The organism is Vibrio chagasii, from assembly GCF_024347355.1.
Taxonomy (GTDB): domain Bacteria; phylum Pseudomonadota; class Gammaproteobacteria; order Enterobacterales; family Vibrionaceae; genus Vibrio; species Vibrio chagasii.
This window is the reverse complement of sequence record NZ_AP025466.1, coordinates 584,257-603,567: the sequence shown is the minus strand read 5'-3', so window position 1 is coordinate 603,567 and position 19,311 is coordinate 584,257. Positions and strand designations below refer to the sequence as shown.

At 42.4% G+C, this 19,311-nt stretch carries 16 protein-coding genes and 2 pseudogenes; 12 read left to right on the top strand and 6 right to left on the bottom strand.

Annotated elements, in window-relative coordinates; translation table 11 throughout:
* The first annotated feature begins 816 nt into the window (after window positions 1-816).
* Window positions 817-3,381, top strand: coding sequence for an ATP-binding protein (locus OCV52_RS18655; protein WP_137407100.1), 2,565 nt, complete (start codon window positions 817-819; stop codon window positions 3,379-3,381).
* A gap of 73 nt (window positions 3,382-3,454) precedes the next feature.
* Here the strand turns inward: OCV52_RS18655 and OCV52_RS18650 are convergent, their stop codons facing one another.
* From OCV52_RS18650 to OCV52_RS18640, 3 genes are all read right to left on the bottom strand, one after another.
* Window positions 3,455-3,691 carry an SMP domain-containing protein gene (locus OCV52_RS18650; protein ID WP_061031252.1) on the bottom strand — a complete coding sequence of 79 codons (237 nt, stop codon included), beginning with the start codon at window positions 3,689-3,691 and terminating at the stop codon, window positions 3,455-3,457.
* Window positions 3,692-3,856: 165 nt separating this feature from the next.
* Window positions 3,857-4,483 (bottom strand): D-Ala-D-Ala carboxypeptidase family metallohydrolase, encoded by a 627-nt coding sequence (locus OCV52_RS18645; RefSeq protein ID WP_137407067.1) that lies wholly within the window; start codon window positions 4,481-4,483, stop codon window positions 3,857-3,859.
* A 145-nt stretch (window positions 4,484-4,628) separates the two neighbouring features.
* Entirely contained in the window at window positions 4,629-4,943 is a 315-nt protein-coding gene (locus tag OCV52_RS18640; protein ID WP_004742367.1) for a DUF496 family protein, read from the bottom strand.
* A gap of 195 nt (window positions 4,944-5,138) precedes the next feature.
* On the opposite strand from OCV52_RS18640, the gene OCV52_RS18635 reads away from it, so the two are divergent.
* The 5 genes from OCV52_RS18635 (at window position 5,139) to luxQ (ending at window position 10,346) form a co-directional block, all read left to right on the top strand.
* Entirely contained in the window at window positions 5,139-5,339 is a 201-nt protein-coding gene (locus tag OCV52_RS18635; RefSeq protein ID WP_063523833.1) for a hypothetical protein, read from the top strand.
* A gap of 63 nt (window positions 5,340-5,402) precedes the next feature.
* A complete protein-coding gene (locus tag OCV52_RS18630) occupies window positions 5,403-6,059 on the top strand; it encodes a YceH family protein (RefSeq protein ID WP_137407068.1) in 657 nt (218 codons plus the stop codon).
* Window positions 6,060-6,374 (top strand): GIY-YIG nuclease family protein, encoded by a 315-nt coding sequence (locus tag OCV52_RS18625; RefSeq protein ID WP_102425585.1) that lies wholly within the window; start codon window positions 6,060-6,062, stop codon window positions 6,372-6,374.
* Between the two features lie 307 nt (window positions 6,375-6,681).
* Complete coding sequence (locus OCV52_RS18620) at window positions 6,682-7,776, top strand: autoinducer 2-binding periplasmic protein LuxP (RefSeq protein WP_102426274.1); 1,095 nt, start codon at window positions 6,682-6,684, stop codon at window positions 7,774-7,776.
* Window positions 7,776-10,346, top strand: coding sequence for a quorum-sensing autoinducer 2 sensor kinase/phosphatase LuxQ (gene luxQ, locus OCV52_RS18615; RefSeq protein ID WP_137407069.1), 2,571 nt, complete (start codon window positions 7,776-7,778; stop codon window positions 10,344-10,346). The genes OCV52_RS18620 and luxQ overlap by 1 nt, the downstream gene beginning before the upstream one ends.
* Window positions 10,347-10,425: 79 nt before the next feature.
* On the opposite strand, the pseudogene OCV52_RS18610 reads toward luxQ, so the two are convergent.
* Window positions 10,426-11,084: pseudogene (locus tag OCV52_RS18610) on the bottom strand (PilZ domain-containing protein).
* 196 nt (window positions 11,085-11,280) lie between these two features.
* On the opposite strand from OCV52_RS18610, the gene OCV52_RS18605 reads away from it, so the two are divergent.
* Window positions 11,281-11,631: a HopJ type III effector protein gene (locus tag OCV52_RS18605; RefSeq protein WP_137407070.1), complete on the top strand. Its 351-nt coding sequence runs from the start codon at window positions 11,281-11,283 to the stop codon at window positions 11,629-11,631.
* 100 nt (window positions 11,632-11,731) lie between these two features.
* Here the strand turns inward: OCV52_RS18605 and OCV52_RS18600 are convergent, their stop codons facing one another.
* Window positions 11,732-12,040, bottom strand: coding sequence for a DUF1289 domain-containing protein (locus OCV52_RS18600; protein ID WP_137407071.1), 309 nt, complete (start codon window positions 12,038-12,040; stop codon window positions 11,732-11,734).
* Window positions 12,041-12,198: 158 nt separating this feature from the next.
* On the opposite strand from OCV52_RS18600, the gene yegD reads away from it, so the two are divergent.
* The 5 genes and pseudogenes from yegD (at window position 12,199) to OCV52_RS18575 (ending at window position 17,432) form a co-directional block, all read left to right on the top strand.
* Window positions 12,199-13,563, top strand: coding sequence for a molecular chaperone (gene yegD / locus OCV52_RS18595; RefSeq protein ID WP_137407072.1), 1,365 nt, complete (start codon window positions 12,199-12,201; stop codon window positions 13,561-13,563).
* Between the two features lie 327 nt (window positions 13,564-13,890).
* Entirely contained in the window at window positions 13,891-14,703 is an 813-nt protein-coding gene (locus OCV52_RS18590) for a hypothetical protein (protein WP_063523826.1), read from the top strand.
* 225 nt (window positions 14,704-14,928) lie between these two features.
* A pseudogene (locus OCV52_RS18585) lies at window positions 14,929-15,441 on the top strand (toxic anion resistance protein); the annotation flags it as partial.
* A 575-nt stretch (window positions 15,442-16,016) separates the two neighbouring features.
* The gene (locus tag OCV52_RS18580; protein WP_137407073.1) at window positions 16,017-16,649 is read left to right on the top strand and encodes a fumarylacetoacetate hydrolase family protein; all 633 of its coding nucleotides are present in this window, start codon (window positions 16,017-16,019) and stop codon (window positions 16,647-16,649) included.
* Between the two features lie 150 nt (window positions 16,650-16,799).
* Window positions 16,800-17,432 (top strand): LysE family translocator, encoded by a 633-nt coding sequence (locus OCV52_RS18575; protein ID WP_061031342.1) that lies wholly within the window; start codon window positions 16,800-16,802, stop codon window positions 17,430-17,432.
* 104 nt (window positions 17,433-17,536) lie between these two features.
* Here the strand turns inward: OCV52_RS18575 and OCV52_RS18570 are convergent, their stop codons facing one another.
* On the bottom strand, window positions 17,537-19,243 hold the full coding sequence (locus tag OCV52_RS18570) for a phospho-sugar mutase (protein WP_137407074.1): 1,707 nt from the start codon (window positions 19,241-19,243) through the stop codon (window positions 17,537-17,539).
* Window positions 19,244-19,311: the final 68 nt, after the last annotated feature.

The window sequence follows — 19,311 nt, the reverse complement described above, 5'->3', positions numbered from 1 at the left end:
AGTCATGGCGGTTGTAGGGAAGCCAATCAGCATAGGGGGTTGAGCTATCAAGCGGTGGTCTTTTGTGCCACTTAAATGTGCTTGATATGCGTTGTGTGTAACTTGTAATTTTTATGTGGCAGGATTGTAAGGTACGACTGGTTATTCTGCTAGGAAAAATAAATGCAGATAAATTATCTGTAAGTTGGTGTGATATTAGCCATTAATCAAGTTTTATGCGTAGGTAAAGGCTATTGACTTTAACAATCTGTAGCACTTAATTTCCGACAAAAAATACTCAAATCAAAATATGATATGTAATGAAAGTCATAGTGATCAGTAAAACTGTGATCATCAATACAAGTTACACGTAAATGGTAAACAACAAACAAGCTAATCAGTCTGTTTTGTTGTTTAACCTTCAAATAAGCCATCGTTGCGTGAAAAAAATGCAGGGCGCAAACGTTTGGATCTCACAAATTTAACCTTAATTTGGGAATTTGTTCGTACCTAGCACCGTGACTTGCTGCCTTTCTGCCTTATCAATGTGACTTCTTTACTTGTTATGTGAGCGATAATAACTCTCTCTCGGAAATGAAACGTTTCATTGATTTGCTATCCTGATACCAACGTTTGCTTTGTACACTGCACATTATTTGCCTTTCTGGACTCAGAGTATCGTTTGTTCATATCCAATTTGATCAATAACCGCTGTTAATGTCCTATTCTTTACTTGGGCTAGGTTAAATTACTTTCGGGAAGGGAGTAGTTATAAAAATGATAAACATGTCAATTAGATGGCGTCTAATTCTTCTTACCACTGTGTCTGTAATCATCATGTTTGGGTTTACAGTAAACCAAGTGTTCAAGAACGACACGAAGATGAATAATCTTGAAACTACACGAGTTAAGGTTGAAGCTCTTCAATCTTTTAACACGGTTTCAAGAAATGCCCATCGATGGTTAGTTCTGTCTAATGACTCCTCTGAGAAAGGCCAGTTGCTTTTAACCCTGCAATCAGAATTGGATAGGCTTTCTCAGTACGGGGCTCGACTAAAGCAGTCTGATGAAAACCTGAATATTGAGCCTCTGCTGACCGAACTGAAGAATGTGATAATGAGCCTGACTAATGTGACGCCAGGTTCTGGCAATCAGGCGTTAATAGATAAGGCTTTCGGACTATTAAAAGGCGTGTTGCTTCAGTTATCCGAATATCGGGTGGCTTTATTGGATGAAGATATTAGTCAAGCTGATGCGATGTTCGTCCACCTCACTAACTACGTGTTTTGGAGCCAGCGAGAAGCATGGTTGAGCTACAGCTTGTACCGCTCGCCTGAACAAAAAAATCAATATCTTCTGAGTTACATTAGTGCGTTAGATCGACAGCAGCAGTTATTAGAGACCTTTTTCCAATCGGATACGAGCTCTCCAAGTATTAGGCAACTTCTTAATACAGTTTCTCAAGATGAGTTTCAGGGCAAGTTTGCAACACGAATTCTCGAAGGAGAACTTTCATTGCCCGAAGTATATGAGCACCTAAAAAGTCTAGAGGTCAAAAAGCGAGCCATTTCTCAAGCGATCAGTGCTTACACCAAGCAATTGCAGTTTGATTTAACAAACAATATTGCATTGCAGAAAAGACAAACTTTAGTGATCTCGTTCTTGATCCTTGCTGTTTCGGGAGTGTTGTTGTGGTTGGGAGCCATGATCTCTATACGCTTGAACAGAAATCTATCAATGATCTTGAAGGGCGTTTCGGAGTGCGCTGATAACGATGGTAAGCCGAACACCATAAAAATTGAGGGCAATGATGAGCTAGCAGAGTTTACTGAAACCTTAAATAGGGTGATGGAACGTAACTACCTACGTAATCAAGAGCTTATTGAAGCCAAAGAAGATGCCGTATCAGCTAATAAAGCGAAAAGTGCATTCCTCGCCAATATGTCTCATGAGATCCGAACTCCCTTAAATGGGATCATTGGTATGGCGGAGATTTTATCGCAGAGTAAGCTAAGCCCTAACCAACAAGAGGTGCTTGGGGATATTGAGTCATCGTCGCACTCATTACTGGTGCTACTGAATGACATTCTCGACTTGTCTAAGATTGAGTTGGGTAACCTTATGCTCTCTCCACACAATGCTGACTTACGTGAAGCCGTCTATGACTCTGTGAGCGTGATTTTATCTAAGGCGATCAGTAAAGACATTGAGCTCGATGTGAACATTGATTCTCAAACACCACCGCAACTATTCTTCGATGAGTATCGTGTTAGGCAGGTGCTGACGAACTTATTGTCGAATGCCATCAAGTTCACCTCTAACGGTACCATCACAACGGACATCGCCTATACGCCAATGTCGATGGGTAGAGGTAAACTCGAGTGCAATGTTTCGGATACAGGCATTGGTATTGAACCAGAGAAACTAGAGTCCATATTTGAGCCCTTTACTCAAGAGGATGGCAATATCACGCGTCAGTTTGGTGGCACAGGGCTTGGGTTAGCAATCTGTCGGCAGCTTGTTGATTTAATGGGTGGATACATCACTGCCCGTTCAGTAAAAGGTGAAGGCTCTACCTTTACGTTTTGTCTGTATGTCGATGTGGTAGAGACGCAAGTTCAAAGCTTCGAAAATTTAAATCGTGCAACGATCATTTCCAACTCTTTTAACTATCTCGACCAATTAGCCAAAGAGTGTGAGCGCCTCAATATAAAACCTAAGGTGGTGGGGTCGATATCGTCGCTAGACGAAGAGATCAAAGAGAGCGACTTTGTTCTGTATTGCCATACCTTACATCACTCACTGCAGAGTGATTTAGCTGCGTTGAAAGAACAGTACCCGTTAGACCGCGTGATTGTTTGTCAGCACCACTTATTCAAAACTAATCTGATTACAGAGTCTGTTCATTCAACTCATACACTACCATTCTTGGGACGGCGTTTCTTGAATAGTCTATTGTCACTTGATGCGAATGAAGAGCCAGTACCTGAAGCCAAATCAGAAAAAGAAGAAGTGCGTCCTCTGAATCGACGTATCTTGATTGTCGAAGATAACTTGATGAATCAGAAGATAGCGAGCTTCTTTCTTGAACAAGCTGGTTATGAATATCTAATTACTAGTAATGGGCAAGAGGCGGTTGATGTTATCACTCAGGGCGCGCAATTTGATGCCGTGTTGATGGATTGCATGATGCCAGTCATGGATGGGATAACAGCGACCAGAGCAATCCGGCAGTGGGAGCTTGAACAACAAGCGACACCACTACCCATTATTGCTTTAACTGCAAGTGTGTTAGAAGAAGACATCAAAGATTGTTTTGATGCGGGCATGAATGCTTATTTACCTAAACCTTATAAATCTCACCAACTCTATGATCTGTTTAGCAGTCTTGATATTGTTTAATGGATATCTCACTCGAGGCTCAACAAGTCGTTGAGCTTTTTTGCTTTGAGTTTTAGAACGAATCTACCGATATTTAACGCACTTCCATTCCAAGGTTGTATTGCGCAAGGCATCGACCGACATAACTGATTTTGACGAAAGCCGCCACAATGATAGTGCTGATATGCGCAACGATCTGAATCGGTAATGAGAAATGGTCCGCCATTGGGTAAGCGATAATTATGCTGAGTAGCATAAGCAACGTGGTGATTGCTAGGCTGAAGTTAGATACAGAAAGTAGAGTTTGAAAGCGTTGAGTCATCGTCTTCATATTGAATTCCTAGTTACTAATAGTTGTTTTGATATTTAACTAGTAGCAATTAGTGTTCCAAGATTTAAAACTCTTGATTATCAGTGTTTTAACTTTAGGCGTTGCTCTTTTGTAGTCAAAAAGACACTTGCAATTTATATGTCTTTTTGACTTTTAAGTGTGTTTTTACCATTGTCTAAAGCCACAAGTATCAATATGGAAACGAACACCAGAATACAAACCCAGACCAACGTTATTTTTCTGCCCAAACTCAGCATGAATTTTTTTGAGTTTTACGTGTAGTTGTTCTCGAGTAAGGTCATTCGCTGGGACTAGGTCCAAGGCGCAGAATTCTAAGTGTTTACTTCGTAGTGCACCGCCAGCTTGTTGGTTATAAAGCTGAGTTCTTTCACCAGATACAGGAATCACCACACCGATTTCAGGCTCAATGTATTGTTGAATGTATTTCAAGGTGTTGATCATATTCGGCACGTTCTTCTTATCAGGAAGAGTAAACAAGGTGGTGTTGCTCATCGCCCAGTCTGTTCCTTGTAATAGCACCAGATGCAAAGGCATGCTTTGGGTGATTCCAGCATCTTTGAGCTGCTGTCCAATCTCTCTTACTTTGTCTTCAGCGTGATTAAGTAGCATCCAGCCTCGAAATGCCGAACGAGTCGGAACCTTGTAGCCATGAACGTCGACCACGAGATCGTCATAAGTGATTTCGGTATTTTCGGTATAAAGCCTTTCAAACTCTTGTGGATAGGGTTGAGTTGATGACAGCGCTAAGGTAATCAGAATGGTTGAGTACATAAGTTGACTCCATTTCTTACGTTGACCTTGATAATGATATTTGAATCATTAAATACGTAGGCTTAAGTATAGACACTGGAATTTAGGTACAAAAAAACCCACTACAAAGAGTGGGTTACTAAACAAGTCATCCAACTTTGTAAGATTACTTCTTACCTTGGATTTGCTTGTCTTCTTCTGTCAGCTCACGGATACGACGGCTGATGTCGCGACGAGCTTTAGAAATCTCTGCGCTCTTGATGATGTGGTCATCAACACGATCTTCGTAGTCAGCTTTCATGTTTTTGATGATGCCTAGAATCTCATCGTGAGTCATCTCTGGCTTGATGTAATCAAGTAGGTTATCAAGAAGGTCGACACGCTTACGGTTGTCACGAACTTTCTTTTCGTTGTCTAGCAGTTCACGCTTAAGTTTGTTCTTACGTCGTGCTTGGTTAACAATTTCAAATACGCTGCTCATAGATTCCTTTTCCTATTCGTCAAATACGTTATCTGGTTCTGATTAAAGCACATCAATTGATGATGTAACAGTCTTTAGATCAAAGCAAAAGTAAGGTTGTTTAATTATTCGTCACTCTCACCGATGTGTGATTGTTTTTATCTCGCCGTTCAAGTTAGTATCCCATGTAGATACTGCATTGATACGAAATGTGAAATGAATCAACAACAATTGGAAACCGAAGATTCAGGTGATAAAGCGACTGAACCTTCAGCAGAGCAAAACAAGCTTCGTGATGCGTATGTAAAAGAGCGTACTTATTTGGAAGTCGTGGAAATAGAGCTAAACCGTTCTAAGATCATAATGATTGATGAACAGGGTAGAAAGAAACGAGTACCAATTTTGTCTGAGCACTAGTCCTAGGTGAATGCATTGTTTAGTGCTGAGACGGAATCACCAAAATAATAAAAAGGAATAACGATGAACACAGTACTTTCCCCAATTGAAGCGAGAATCATTGGTTGCTTGATCGAAAAAGAAGTGACGACTCCCGATCATTACCCACTTACGTTGAACAGTCTGACCACTGCTTGTAATCAGAAAAGCAATCGTGAGCCTGTTCTGTCGTTGTCTGAGTCAGAAGTATTAGATGCCGTTGATGGCTTGATTGCTCGCCGCATGGTGAGTGACGAAAGTAGTTTTAATAGTCGTGTTAATAAGTACCAGCATCGCTTCTGCAATACTGAATTTGGTGATCTGCAATTTACAGAACAAGAGCGCGCGATCATCTGTTGTATGTTACTGCGTGGTCCACAAACGCCGGGCGAATTACGTACGAGGACAGGGCGCTTGGCGAATTTCACTGATGTAAAAGAGGTGGAAGCAACGCTCGAAAAGCTAGCGACCCGTGAAGCTGGCGCCTTGGTTGTTAAACTGCCGCGTGAAGCAGGTAAGCGTGAGTCACGTTATCAGCATTTACTCAGCGGTGAAGTCGATGTTGAAGCGTTTGCGACGGCATCTGCAGGTGTTGCAGCACCGTCAGCATCGAGTGAGAAGCTGCAAGAGCTAGAGTCTGAAGTTGCAAGCCTAAGGGCTGAAGTAGCCGAGTTGAAAGCTCTGGTTGAATCTCTGCTTTAAATGTCTGAATCTGAGAACAAGGCGGATTGGGTCGTGTACCTGATCCGCAATCGTCATAACGCTTTGTATTGTGGTGTCACCAATAATCTACAACGTCGCTTTGAGCAGCACCAAACTGGTAAAGGTGCCAAAGCCCTAAAAGGCAAGGGGCCGCTGAAGTTAGTTTGGAGTATGGAGACCCAGTCGAAAAGTGAGGCTCTGAAAACCGAATACGCGATCAAACAATTACCTAAGTTACGTAAAGAAAAGTTAGTATCACTAAAACTTATCATTGAGTGGCAAGACGACAACATTCAATATATCGAAGTCTCATAATTCATACCTAAAATAGTGACTACTGATAAAATCGTAATAATTAAAAATTCCGAGAGGGTTTTATTAAATAGTTGATTTTTATTTGAAAAATATAAAATTAGGAATGCGTGTTTAGCCACGTGACACTAAAGTTTTTCTGTTACCGCTCTCATTTGATATATCACTCATTTGGAATGTCGTTCTAATTAGCTCTAGCCGCTATCATTTATCCTCGTTGTCCTACATAATATCTTTCAGCCATTCAAAGAGATGGTGTCATGCTAGGTTAAAAAATGAGCCAAAGTAGCTCATATAAAACGAGAAAAATATGAAACGTTTATTGATGTTGTTTGGACTAGCCGTATTTTCTGCGTCCGCTCTCTCCCACGGAACCCATGTCCTTAACGGATATTGGGAGTACCAAGATTACCTTTCTAACTTTCCTGAACAAAAAGCCTTAACCGATAAAATGGTTCAGGCTGTGCAAAACCACCCCGTTCCACTGAAACGAGTCCAGGATGAGCCGATCACGATTTCTGTCGTGTATCCGGGCCAACAAATCTCTGATTATTGGGTTCGTAACATCCAAGCTTTTGAAAAGCGACTTGATAAACTGAGAATTAATTATCAAATTAACCAAGTGTTTACGAGAGTGAACGCGGATCTCGCACAGCAAAGTATCTCGTTACAAGAAGCGATAGAAAATAAAACCGATTATTTGATCTTTACGCTGGACACGACGCGCCATCGTAAATTTATTGAGCACGTATTGAGCTCTACTGATACCAAACTTATTCTGCAGAACATCACTACGCCAGTCCGAGCATGGGCTGATAGACAACCCTTCATGTATGTTGGTTTTGACCATGCAACGGGCAGTTTAAAATTAGCGAATTACTTCAAAGAAGTCAGCAAACCCAACAGCAAATACTCGGTTCTGTACCGCTCAGAAGGTTATATTAGTGATGCCCGTGGTGATACCTTCATTCACGATGTAAACAGTGATACGAACTTTGATTTAAAATCCTCTTTTTACACAAGATCGGACAAAGAGAGTGGTTACCGAGCGGCTAAAATCAGCATAGAGAACGATAAAGACCTAGACTTTATTTATGCATGTGCAACCGATGTCGCTTTAGGTGCGGTGGATGCGATTCGAGAATCGGGTCGAGATATCTTAGTTAATGGCTGGGGCGGTGGCTCTGCTGAACTTGAAGCGATTGAAAGAGGTGAACTTGATGTCACTGTGATGCGTATGAACGATGATACGGGTATCGCAATGGCAGAGGCTATTAAGTGGGACCTTGCCGGGGAAGCCGTTCCTACTGTTTACTCAGGTGATTTTGAAATCGTGACTAAAGAAGACTCCCCAGAACGCATTTCTGAACTGAAACAGCGAGCATTTAGATACTCAGGTCAATAATGAAGAAAAGCTACGCCAGTACACCTAGGAACACATTAGCTAAGCTTATTACGCGTATCATCATTTTAGTGATAGGCGTGATGGCACTTGGCGTGCTTATTCATAATTATGAAACCAGCAGTAACATTGTAAAACAAGAGACTAATCGAACGGTTCAACAGACGTCGAGTCTGATTCAAAACATGTTCGATTATCGTCTGTCTGTCTTACAGATTCATCAAGACAGTAGCTCACACAGTGACACTTTACGCGAGTACTTTGCTACAGGCGACGAAGAGGTGTTGAACTACTTTTTCTTTGGCGTAGATCAGCGAGAGCCCGATCACGCTCCTGATCTTCGCTTTGTCTCAACGCACGATGGGTTGGTATGGGAAGATGGCAACGCTCAGTTTTATGGTTTAGATGGAAACAACCTAGAGCATATTTCTGATGAGGTCTCTTTTAGCAGCAACTGGCACTTCATCCAGGTAATGACCGAGATTGGTAAGCGTCACTTGTTAGCTCGTCGTACTCCGATTGTTGACAGTAAAACGGGCGAAGTACTCGGACAGCTGTATATAGCCATTGTCCTTGATAATAATTTTTCTCTCGCAGAGTCTATCCTGCAGGGCAGTAACTGCGAAAATATCGTGATTGAAGCGCACGGTACGCCTGTCACTTCAACCTTCAGTGGTGATGAAAGTTACTCGATAACAGACATCCTCAATTACAGAATCTACGAGCAATTACCTCGTCATTTTGTCACTATCACCACGATTAAAATCAACGCGGTAGAAACGCCTCTTATCATTCGTGCCGTTCAAAAGAACAGTAATGTCATCGCCTTAGAAGAGAACTATGAGCGTGCGATCATCGTTGTCATTGTTGTGATCGTTTTCATGTCTTTCTTTGCCCGTTCTTGGATTCAGAGAAGAGTTTCTGCTGAACTTGATAAGCTCATGGACTTCACTCGCTCAGCTAGTGATAGCGAAGAGTACAACAAATTTGATGGCTCTAATATTTTCGAGTTTCATCACATAGGCTGTACTCTTGAGGATACCTTTGAACGTCTATCTGAACAAAATCAAAAATTCCAAGACCTGTTTAACTTTGCTCATTCTCCTATTTTGGTTTGGTCTGAAAAAGGCGACTTGATTCAAATGAATCCAGCAGCGCGTATGACGCTGTTTGATGAAGATGATAATTATGGTGCCGTTGCACATGAGTTCGAACATCGTATGCTGCCAAACATACAAATGGTGGTTCAAGGGGCCAAGTTGACGGGCATTAACGTACCAATTGGCGAAAAGGTGTTTCGTTGGAATATGTCGGCGATTCGGGTTGAACATGGCATCACAGGCGTCGTAGTACAAGGACAAGACATAACCAAGTTGGTTGAAGCGGAGAGACAAGCCGATCGTGCCAGAGAAGAGGCCGAGCATCTTGCGAACGTTCGTGCTGATTTCTTGGCGAAGATGAGCCACGAAATTCGTACACCACTCAATGGCATCTTGGGTGTATCTCAGCTTCTTAAACGCTCTATGCACAATGAAGATAATAAAGAGCAGGTCGATGTACTCTGTAACAGTGCAGAACACTTGCTAGCGGTATTGAACGACATTTTGGATTTTTCAAAGATCGAGCAAGGGCAATTCAATATTCAAAAGAAAGACTTCCGCTTGGCGGAGTTGATTAACACTCTAGACAGCATCTACCGTCCACTTTGTGAGGATAAATCGATCACATTCACGATCGTGAATCATCTGGCTGACGACATTGAAATCAATACCGACCAAGTGCGTTTGAACCAAATTATGTTTAATTTGTTGAGTAACGCCCTAAAATTTACGCATCAAGGTGGTATCTCTGTTAGCTTTGAACTTGAAAGTATCTTCAATGCGAATAAAGCCAGCTTGATCGTTCGCGTTAAAGACACCGGTATTGGTATTGATGGGAGTAAAATTGATGCCGTTTTTGAACCCTTTGTCCAAGCCGAAGAAACGACAACACGTGAGTACGGCGGGACTGGGTTAGGGTTAACCATTGTTAAAAACTTGGTCGACATGCTGGAAGGCGATATTCAGGTTCGCAGTGCTAAAGATCAAGGCTCGGAATTCATTATCGAAATCCCAGTTGAACTGAACTCTAAGACGCTAATTGATGTTAAGCAGCAAACAGGTATAGAACCTGAGGCGCTATTCGATCGCTCTTTGAAGGTGTTGCTGGTGGAAGATAACCACACCAATGCTTTCATCGCACAGGCTTTTTGTAAAAAATATGGCATGGTGGTGACCTGGGCGAAAGATGGTCTGGAGGCCATAGAGCTCGCAAAAGCAACCACTTATGACCTCATTCTAATGGATAATCAACTTCCTAATCTTGGCGGCGTTGAAACGACACAACAGTTGCGAGAGGAAATCGGTGTATTAGCCCCGATTTATGCGTGTACTGCAGATGCTCAAGAATCGACAAGGGATAGTTTTATGGCTGCAGGTGCCAACTATGTGATTGTTAAACCGATTAAAGAAGAGTCATTGCATCAAGCTTTTGTCCATTTCAAAAAATCATACTGGGATCAAAACAGACTCTAGTTTTTCTTTAACTCTTTGAATGCAAGGCTGTGCCACACCGAGTGGTTTCGAGAGCTGCATCCTGAACATCCGAGAACAACTATACAAAGCCAGCAACGAAAGCTTGTTCTAACAGTAATGTTTTAAGCTCATCACTCATGTCTAGGTGTTCAGGGAATTGAATTCCTAGCACCCAGCCTTGGCCTTGTCTTTTCTTACTCACGACTTTGTAAACCAATTCACTATCTAAGTGCTCACTCAATATTGAATCCACCTTTACCTTCCATCCCACATCAATATCGGATAGTTGTGTAATGTAGATACCACAGCCGGAAACAGAGAAATCGACTAACACAGCGTTTAGCGTCAAGGTGTCAAAGGTAACTTCGCAGTTGAGGCGCACTTTGTATCTTTCGTGTTCGCGGATTGGTTTTGTTGCAAAGCTCGTTGGCGGACGAAGAAATAGAAGATGCGCAGGGGAGGTGATATGAGCAAGTACATTGGTTTTGAATGCGACGATGTGCCCAAGTTCTGTGTCTGTAATCGCTCGAACGATGATATCGACGTTGATGAGTTTTCTTAACGTCAGTGCCTCGGTCGCTTTTTGTGACAGCTCTAAGATAAGGTACTGCTCTTCTTTGTGCCCAATATATAGAGTACTGATCTGAATTGAGTCGTCGGGGCCAAACTCTAATACACCTGGTGCTTTTGTACCGGGTTTCAGGTATCTAAACAGTTCTACGTTTTATCTTTATGCATGTTCTTCAATGAAAATGTTAACCATATATTGAAAATAATATAACGTCCCAATAGAACTATATCATTACTTTCACTAAGGAAATGAAGATATCTGAATGAAAAAAGTGGAAATGGTTTGTCACTCAAACAGCGGCTTACTCTGAGCAAAAAACGCGTTACACTGCTACCCATAATCTAATCAAAGGAGAAAGAGTAAATGGAACTAGAAACCTTGTTAAACACCCTGTCTGAATCACCTGAAAGTGTTCAATTTGAAGATACAATGCAGGTAATTGAAGCTCATTATGATTTTTCTGAGTGCGAATTTCGCAATGGAGATGTGGTGAATGAGGCAGGGAAGAACAACGGTTCATGCAAAATTTTTGCGTTCGGCCAAGATCAAGGGCTTTCAGCAGAGCAAACACTAGCGTGCTTTGGCCAATACTACCGTAATGATGTACTAGGTTTTCCAGAGAACACTGATCACCAGAACATCCGAAACTTTATGGTTCATGGCTGGAGTGGGGTTGAATTCTCCCAGCCGGCGTTGGTCTTAAAGTCCAAGTAAATAGGGTTCAATGGTGAAGTAAATACTTACTTAAACATTAAGACCATGAAGCGAGATGAGCTTATCTCGCTTATTTCTTAGATCTTTCAATACCGACAGGCTACTGAATTGGGAATTCAGACAAGCATTTACGACACATACATACTCCAACTTTGGGTATAGAGCTCGTGTCTCTTTTCTCTAGCTCAAAGCACCAGCACGTCTCTTTACCTACGCTAATATCGCACTGAGCAGGCTCGTTACATTGCGGGCATTGGTGGGTAGAGCTAATACCGCTAAGGTTATTCATCACAGATTCTCTTTCATTCTCAGATAAGCCTTTCCAACCTATAATTTCGTCCATGGTTCTGAAGCAGCCGCTACACATGCCACCATTATTTTTACAAGCCGCTCGGCAAGGTGTTTTCATCTATCTGACCCTTGATTTGTTTGGGCTGAAATGTAACACACTTGTATCTGTTTTAAGAGAAAACTCACTAAAAATTGACTCTGAAAAATAGTAAATGACCTCGTAATTGAAAGGCTTTTCATGTAGCATCTCGCCCCTTTTGTTGAGTGGGGGATATTATGTTTATTGGATTTGATTATGGAACAGCAAACTGTTCTGTGGCTGCAATGGTCAATGGAGAACCAAGCTTGTTACCGTTAGAAGGTAACAACCACTATATTCCCTCAACCGTATTTGCTCCTACTCGTGAGAGTGTATCTGAACATTTATTTCGCCACCTGAACATCAAACCGAGCGATGCTGTCGGTGAGCAAGTGCTACGACGTGCCATTGCCCTCAACCGCGAAGAGAGTATCGACCTTGTGCCAGAAGAAATGGCATTTGGTCAGGCAGCGTTAGATCTCTACTTAGAAGATCCGCGTGATGTCTATTATGTAAAGTCTCCTAAGTCTTTCCTAGGCGCAAGTGGGCTACATGACGTTCAGGTTAGCTTCTTTGAAGATCTAGTATGTGCCATGATGGCCAACATCAAGCAGCAAGCTGAGCTCACTACTCAAGAAAAAATCAAACAAGCGGTTATTGGTCGACCAATTAACTTCCACGGTCGCGGTGGTGAAGAAGCAAACAGACAAGCTGAAGCTATCTTATCTCGCGCGGCGAAGCGTGCGGGCTTCCTAGATATTGCATTTCAATTTGAACCTGTAGCTGCTGGCTTAGATTATGAAAGCACTCTGACTGAAAACCAAACGGTATTGGTTGTTGATATTGGTGGTGGTACGACCGACTGTTCTCTACTAGAAATGGGCCCGAGTTGGTCTGGGAAAGCCGATCGTAGCCAGAGCTTATTAGCGCACAGTGGTCAAAGGGTAGGGGGTAATGACTTAGATATTTACCTGGCTTTCAAACAACTGATGTCACCTTTCGGTATGAGCAGTAAAGCGATTTCCGGTATTGATATGCCATTGACCCAATTCTGGAACCCAATAGCCATCAACAATGTAGAAGCTCAAAAGAATTTTTACTCGCGAGAAAACCTTGTAGCACTGAAGTTACTTCGTAAAGAAGCTGCTGAACCACAGAAGCTAGACCGCTTACTCAAGGTTTATCACGATACTTTGGGTTACGGCATCGTACGTAGAGCTGAAGAAGCTAAGATCGCGTTGGCGGAATCTTCAGAGTATCGCGCAGCGATGAATGTTGCTTCCGAGTTGATCGAAGTCGATATCTCAGTTGAACAGATGGTGGATGCTATCGATACGCCAAAGTCTAAGATGATTGAGTTGGTTAAAGAGGCTATTCAACAAGGCGAAAAGAAACCAGATGTTATCTATATGACGGGTGGTTCAGCACGTTCACCTATCCTTAGAGAAGCGGTTCAACAAGCCGTACCGAATGTGCCTATTGTGAGTGGCAACTATTTCGGTTCAGTAACGGCGGGCTTAGCTCGTTGGGCTGAGGTTTGCTTCAGTAAAAATGGATCTTAGAGAATTCTACGGATATTTGTATTATTTCAATACTCACTTTGCTTTTAGAGAATCAAAATAAAAACAAGAGGAGGAAATGTTGGCAATACTATCAATTTTAAAAATGATTGCAGTGTTTTGTACCATCGTAAAAATGATTCTCGCTACATCCAGTAATGAGTTCTGAGTTACAAATAGATTTAAGTATATGAACTCTTAAAGGTTGCGTAGGGTTGGAGGCTATGAGTTAACGTCAACAATGATTGATGTGAAAAATAAGTAACATAGGGTATAAAATATGCTTATGTGTTGTTTGTTGAACAAAGTTTATTCCGATATGGAGGTTCTATGTTTTTACGTACAACATTTGTCATTGTTACATGTACTTTAATAGCCGCTTGCAATGACGATAATGACACTAGTGCGGAAGTCGAGGGTAGTTCGGAAGTCGAGACTGTTATTTCTGACTCTTCTTGTGATTTAGAGTCAGTAAACTTGCTTGATTTTGAAGCTTGGCAAAGAGAAGAGGGGTGGTGGGTTGGTGAGTATACTTTTTTAGGAAGCGATGGTAACCCCAATGTATCCTCCAGTTGGCCCTACCGCTACGATCACTACAAAGGTTTCATTCATCTAGAAGTTGTTGGGAACAGCATTAAGCAGCGAAATGTGTTCCTCTACCCTCCGAAGGACCTAACAGAATGTACAAGCGGTGAAGATGTTGTTGGTTCGGGAATTTGTGGAACGAATGGTAATGAAAAGATCTTTAGTGCCGATCAAAGTGCATCGGATTGTAATGGGGGGTTAGCTGGCTCTTACGAAGCTTATGGAATGATGGTGGACACCTCAACCACTTTGATGGGGGAAAACAGTGTTCTATACCAAGTGTATTTGCCTGACGGAAGTATCATGCAAAACCAGTTAACGACCCTCCCACCAAATGATACGAGAGTGCGTACAGCTCAAGGCTTTTTTATGGACCAGCCAACTTATGCAAGTTTCTACCGAGAAAAGAAAGTTACCAAAGAAGAATTTATGCAGCAATTGGCAGATACGCGTGCCGATTACGCTATTCTTGAGGAAGACTTTTGTGGCTATGACTCAGGCGGTCAGCCTAGCCAAGTGACTTGTACCGAGCATTTTGGTGTTGAGATCACTGAATGATTAATTAGTTATTGAGTAATACAGTTGGCCTGGCTTCAAATTATGATTCCGGGCTTTCAATGTAGTTATCTTGCTTATTTATTCTTTTATATTAAGAAGGGGGGAGATATATTTACATTGAATATTGTTAATGTGTTAATGTGTTAATGTGTTAATGTGTTAATGTGTTAATTGTTAATTGTTAATTGTTAATTGTTAATTGCCCTGCTCGTTCTTACAGGCTGAAATACTATGGATGCTCAGAAATACCGTGATGCCACCCAAGCCGTTGCGCGTTTAGAAAAGCGAGTACATAACCTTGAGCTCACTCGCCTTGCTGCTATCCAAACCGCACCTCAGATTCGATTGTCTCAAGAAGGCAATAAAATGCTGATGGAAGACATTCAAGATATCGTGCACAACACTTTCCCATTGTGGAAGCGCCAATTCTTGATTGCGATTTCCAATTACGAAAAAGAGAAAGCGTTAAAGGTAACGCGCGCGGTGAAGGATTATACCAATAAGCAATATGTGCAAAACGCAGAGAAACTGAAGGCGTTAGAAGAGCAAATAGCAGAAAATGACCAGCGTGGCATTCTCGACCTTGATTCTCTAGAGACCGTGAATCAACTGACGATAGAAACGTTGAACAATACGCTATTACGAGTCAAGGAAGGCAGAGCGCAACGCGAGCAGGCTCAACAAGTGATTGAGCGAGCAGAAGCAGAACTTAAACAAGCGCTTGAGCAAACCTTGTAAGGAGAGCCATCGAGAAATCACCCCCTATACTCATTTCTCATGTACTTTTAACTGGTACTGAAAGTAGGGGGTATTTTACTTCCAGCTTTGAATCTCTTCTTTGTAATTGATTTTTGTCCATCTCAATAGAATATTGTTACAACTTTTCTTATACGCCAAACTCATTCATGAACGTTGTCATCTACGAGGAGTTCGCTAACTAGGTACTGACTAATATGGAAGAAACGGTGAACTACTGAGATACTTTTGATTTCGGTAACGCAGACTACTGGTGGCTACTGATGCCCGCTATTACCTATAAGTCTCAGACTGATTTAGCATAGTGTTTACTCCTTAGGTTTACCTTTTAGGATACTGTCCTAGACACCATGCTAAGCCCTCTCAAACCTTTTGGTTGGAGAGGGCTTTTTTCGTTTTGAATGACCACCTCAGAATGCCCCGATTTCCTTATGAAAATTTCCCAATGAGCGAATTGAGCTAAAGATCAGAATTTAGAGATCAGTCGCCAGCTTGTCGAAGATTCTATCTTTGGGATGAGGTAAACTCCGCATTCCAAAATAGTTCAGGGATAAACTATGAGCAGTGTTGTAGATCAGGAAAAGTTAATGAATTCGAAACAAACAGCGACACCGACGAAAGTACTGTGTGTTGGGCGTAACTATGTCGATCATATTGAAGAACTTAACAACGCGATTCCAGACGTTATGGTGGTGTTCAATAAACCCTGTACTAGCGTAACTTCTTCCCTCTCTTCTTTTCATCAGGAAGCCCTGCACTATGAAGCAGAAATTTGTTTCATCGTTGAAAACGGTCAATATTCAGCAGTAGGTTTAGGGTTAGATCTGACTAAGCGCGAGCTGCAAAGCAGCTTGAAAGCGAAAGGCTTGCCTTGGGAGCGTGCTAAAGCATTTGATGGTTCTGCCGTTCTTAGCCGCTTTGTTCCAATAACAAACTTGGATCTCGCAGACTTAAATCTAGAGCTGTTTATTAACTGTGTTCGTGTTCAGAAAGGACACGTTGAGCAAATGCTATATTCCCCACAAACAATCCTCGAAGAGCTCTCTTCTTACACGACTTTGCTAGATGGCGATGTAGTGATGACGGGCACCCCTAAAGGTGTCGGAGAAGTACATCAAGGTGATATTTTCCTAGGTCGCCTTAAGTGTGGTGAGACAACATTGATAGAGATAGAGTGGGTTGCGAGTTAACTAAAGTTGTCTATTTAGTTAATAATTTTGGCTAATTTTATGATGTTAGTTTTTAATTCGAAATTTTAGCTATGGTACAACTAATTGCATCTGGAAGGGTGTTGGTAATTGATATAAAATCCGTCTCCATTTTTATCAATGCTAAACCCTATGATCGATTTAACCATTCTGCCTGTTTACTTGACTGCCGTCGTCGCTCTTCTCCTTTTACCTGGTCCTGATATGTTGCTGATTGCTAGCTCAAGCATGAGTTATGGTCGCAAGGTTGGTGTCTTTGCGAGCTTAGGTAACGCGACTTCAGGCATCATTCTTACTGTTTTAGCGGCGATGGGCGTATCTGCATTAATTGCAATGAGCCCTGTTGCTTTGAATGCTCTCCACCTATTAGGTGGTACATACTTGCTAAAAATGGGGTGGGACTGCCTGCGAACAGAGCAGGGCAATGCGCCTGAACTGACTGATAATTTCGCTGCAAAGGCTTACTACCAAAGAGCGCTGATCAGTAACCTGCTGAATCCTAAAGCCTTGGTATTCTTTGTGATGTTTTTACCTCAGTTCGTGTCGACAAATATTGAGGCGACATCGGGCGAACAGATGTTGGTGCTAGGCTTATTACTCAATGTGTTAGGCTTAACGTTCAACTTCTTGCTTGTAGCTCTGGTAGGTACCATCGGTAAGTCACTGGTAGAAAATGCTAAGTTTCGTACCTATCAACAGAAAGTGATGGGTGGCGTATTTGTTGTATTAGCGGTTTGGATGCTGTCTTCTTTCTTCACTTCATAAGTAACAACCAAACGCGATTATCCGCAACCAGATGTTTAAAGAAAAATGGACGCTTAGAGCGTCCATTTTTAATTTAACTGATGCATTCTTAATGCGTTAATCCGTTAAGAGTTCAGCTCTTTCTGGTGTTGTTCGATGAGCTTATCCATATATTCTTCACCTCGCTGACGAGTGTCGTCATAGGTTTCTGTCCCCTCAAATTTTGTCACGGTTTCGTAATAAACCTTAACCTTTGGCTCTGTGCCCGATGGGCGGACGATAATGCGAGAACCATCTTCGAGATGATAGATGAGTACGTCACTCGCAGGGAGGTTTATCGCCTCTGTTGCACCACCAGTAATGAAGCGTAGCGAAGAGTGAAGATCTTCAATCACAGATATCGCAATGCCATTGATTGTTTTTGGTTGTGCTGCGCGAAGCTTAGAGCCAATTGAAGGTGAATCTGGGTCCAGCGCGATACTACGCTGCGCATTGGTATGAACACCATGTTCAAAGGAAATCTGAGCCAGAAGATCCCATACTGTTCGACCTTGAGATTTTAGCTCCTCGACCAGTTGTGCGAAAACGACAATGGCTGACAAACCATCTTTATCGCGGACTTGAGTTCCAATCGTGTAGCCTAGCGCCTCTTCATAGGCGAATAGGAATTCGTCTTGTTCATCTTCCAACTGCATGCCAATGTTAGCTAGCCACTTAAACCCTGTTAGCGTTTGGAAGTAGGTAGCACCGTGAGAATTAGCGACTTTCTCAAGGAGGGTAGACGATACGATACTGTTACCCACCAATTGATTTTTGGTGTGAGGTTTTGATAACAAGTAATGCGCGAATAGCACACCGACCTGATCGCCAGTCAGCATTTTGTATGAGCCGTCATCTGTTCTTACTGCAACCGCAAATCGGTCCGCATCAGGGTCATTAGCACAAGCAATATCTGCATCGACGCTTTTTGCTAGATTAACCACAAGATCCATTGCCCCTTTTTCTTCTGGGTTAGGGAAATTCACCGTTGGGAAGTGGCCATCAGGTTCTCTTTGCTCTGCAACGCTGAATACCTTATGGAAACCCGAGTCGTGCAGAAGATCTTCTGCCATCTGTGCGCCCACCCCATGCATTGCTGTATAAGCGATGGTGGTATTAGCAGACTCTATATCGTTCTTTACAAATGGGCTTTTGTTGATCGCAGCGCGGTAGGTTTGATAGTAACCCTCGGTGAGCCACACTAACTTGCCTTGCGTTTCCGCATCACTGAGGCTCATCAAAGGGATAGGCTTAGTCGCTGCGGAGTCAATTTCAGCGGCAATACCTGCATCATGAGGCGGTATAATTTGTGCGCCATTTTCCCAGTATACCTTGAAGCCGTTATATTCAGGTGGGTTGTGGCTAGCTGTCACCACAACGGCCGCTGCTGCGTTGAAATGCTCGATACCAAAAGCAACGATAGGGGTCGCAGCTACATTCGATGTTAGATAAACCTTGATGCCTAAAGCCGTCAGTACTGAAGCGGTATCAATCGCGAATTGCTTTGAATCTAATCGGCCATCATAGCCCACAACGACACCTCTCATGGTCGCGTTTGCTACATGTTCAATTAGATAGTGACCAAGCCCAGTCGCGGTTTCTTGAATGACTAAGCGGTTCATTCTGTTTGGGCCACATCCTACTTTACCTCGAAGACCCGCTGTTCCGAATTCTAATCGCTGCGTAAAGCGGTCTTTCAATTCGTCGTGCATTCCCTCATCAATGAGGTGTTGTAGCTCTTCACGAGTTCTTGGATCTGGGTCTCTCGCTAACCAATTCATAGCATCTTGCATAATCACTGAACCTTTTTATGTCGGTATGACTTACTGTTGGGATTAATTTAAGTGATATTGATTATCAT

Excerpts from the sequence above, each read along its gene's own strand:
- yegD (WP_137407072.1), top strand. The coding sequence starts at position 12,199 with ATGTTTATTGGATTTGATTATGGAACAGCAAACTGTTCTGTGGCTGCA.
- OCV52_RS18590 (WP_063523826.1), top strand. The coding sequence starts at position 13,891 with ATGTTTTTACGTACAACATTTGTCATTGTTACATGTACTTTAATAGCC.
- OCV52_RS18605 (WP_137407070.1), top strand. The coding sequence starts at position 11,281 with ATGGAACTAGAAACCTTGTTAAACACCCTGTCTGAATCACCTGAAAGT.
- OCV52_RS18620 (WP_102426274.1), top strand. The coding sequence starts at position 6,682 with ATGAAACGTTTATTGATGTTGTTTGGACTAGCCGTATTTTCTGCGTCC.
- OCV52_RS18640 (WP_004742367.1), bottom strand. The coding sequence starts at position 4,943 with ATGAGCAGCGTATTTGAAATTGTTAACCAAGCACGACGTAAGAACAAA.
- OCV52_RS18580 (WP_137407073.1), top strand. The coding sequence starts at position 16,017 with ATGAGCAGTGTTGTAGATCAGGAAAAGTTAATGAATTCGAAACAAACA.
- OCV52_RS18635 (WP_063523833.1), top strand. The coding sequence starts at position 5,139 with ATGAATCAACAACAATTGGAAACCGAAGATTCAGGTGATAAAGCGACT.
- luxQ (WP_137407069.1), top strand. The coding sequence starts at position 7,776 with ATGAAGAAAAGCTACGCCAGTACACCTAGGAACACATTAGCTAAGCTT.
- OCV52_RS18570 (WP_137407074.1), bottom strand. The coding sequence starts at position 19,243 with ATGCAAGATGCTATGAATTGGTTAGCGAGAGACCCAGATCCAAGAACT.
- OCV52_RS18645 (WP_137407067.1), bottom strand. The coding sequence starts at position 4,483 with ATGTACTCAACCATTCTGATTACCTTAGCGCTGTCATCAACTCAACCC.
- OCV52_RS18600 (WP_137407071.1), bottom strand. The coding sequence starts at position 12,040 with ATGAAAACACCTTGCCGAGCGGCTTGTAAAAATAATGGTGGCATGTGT.
- OCV52_RS18650 (WP_061031252.1), bottom strand. The coding sequence starts at position 3,691 with ATGAAGACGATGACTCAACGCTTTCAAACTCTACTTTCTGTATCTAAC.
- OCV52_RS18630 (WP_137407068.1), top strand. The coding sequence starts at position 5,403 with ATGAACACAGTACTTTCCCCAATTGAAGCGAGAATCATTGGTTGCTTG.
- OCV52_RS18575 (WP_061031342.1), top strand. The coding sequence starts at position 16,800 with ATGATCGATTTAACCATTCTGCCTGTTTACTTGACTGCCGTCGTCGCT.
- OCV52_RS18625 (WP_102425585.1), top strand. The coding sequence starts at position 6,060 with ATGTCTGAATCTGAGAACAAGGCGGATTGGGTCGTGTACCTGATCCGC.
- OCV52_RS18655 (WP_137407100.1), top strand. The coding sequence starts at position 817 with ATGTTTGGGTTTACAGTAAACCAAGTGTTCAAGAACGACACGAAGATG.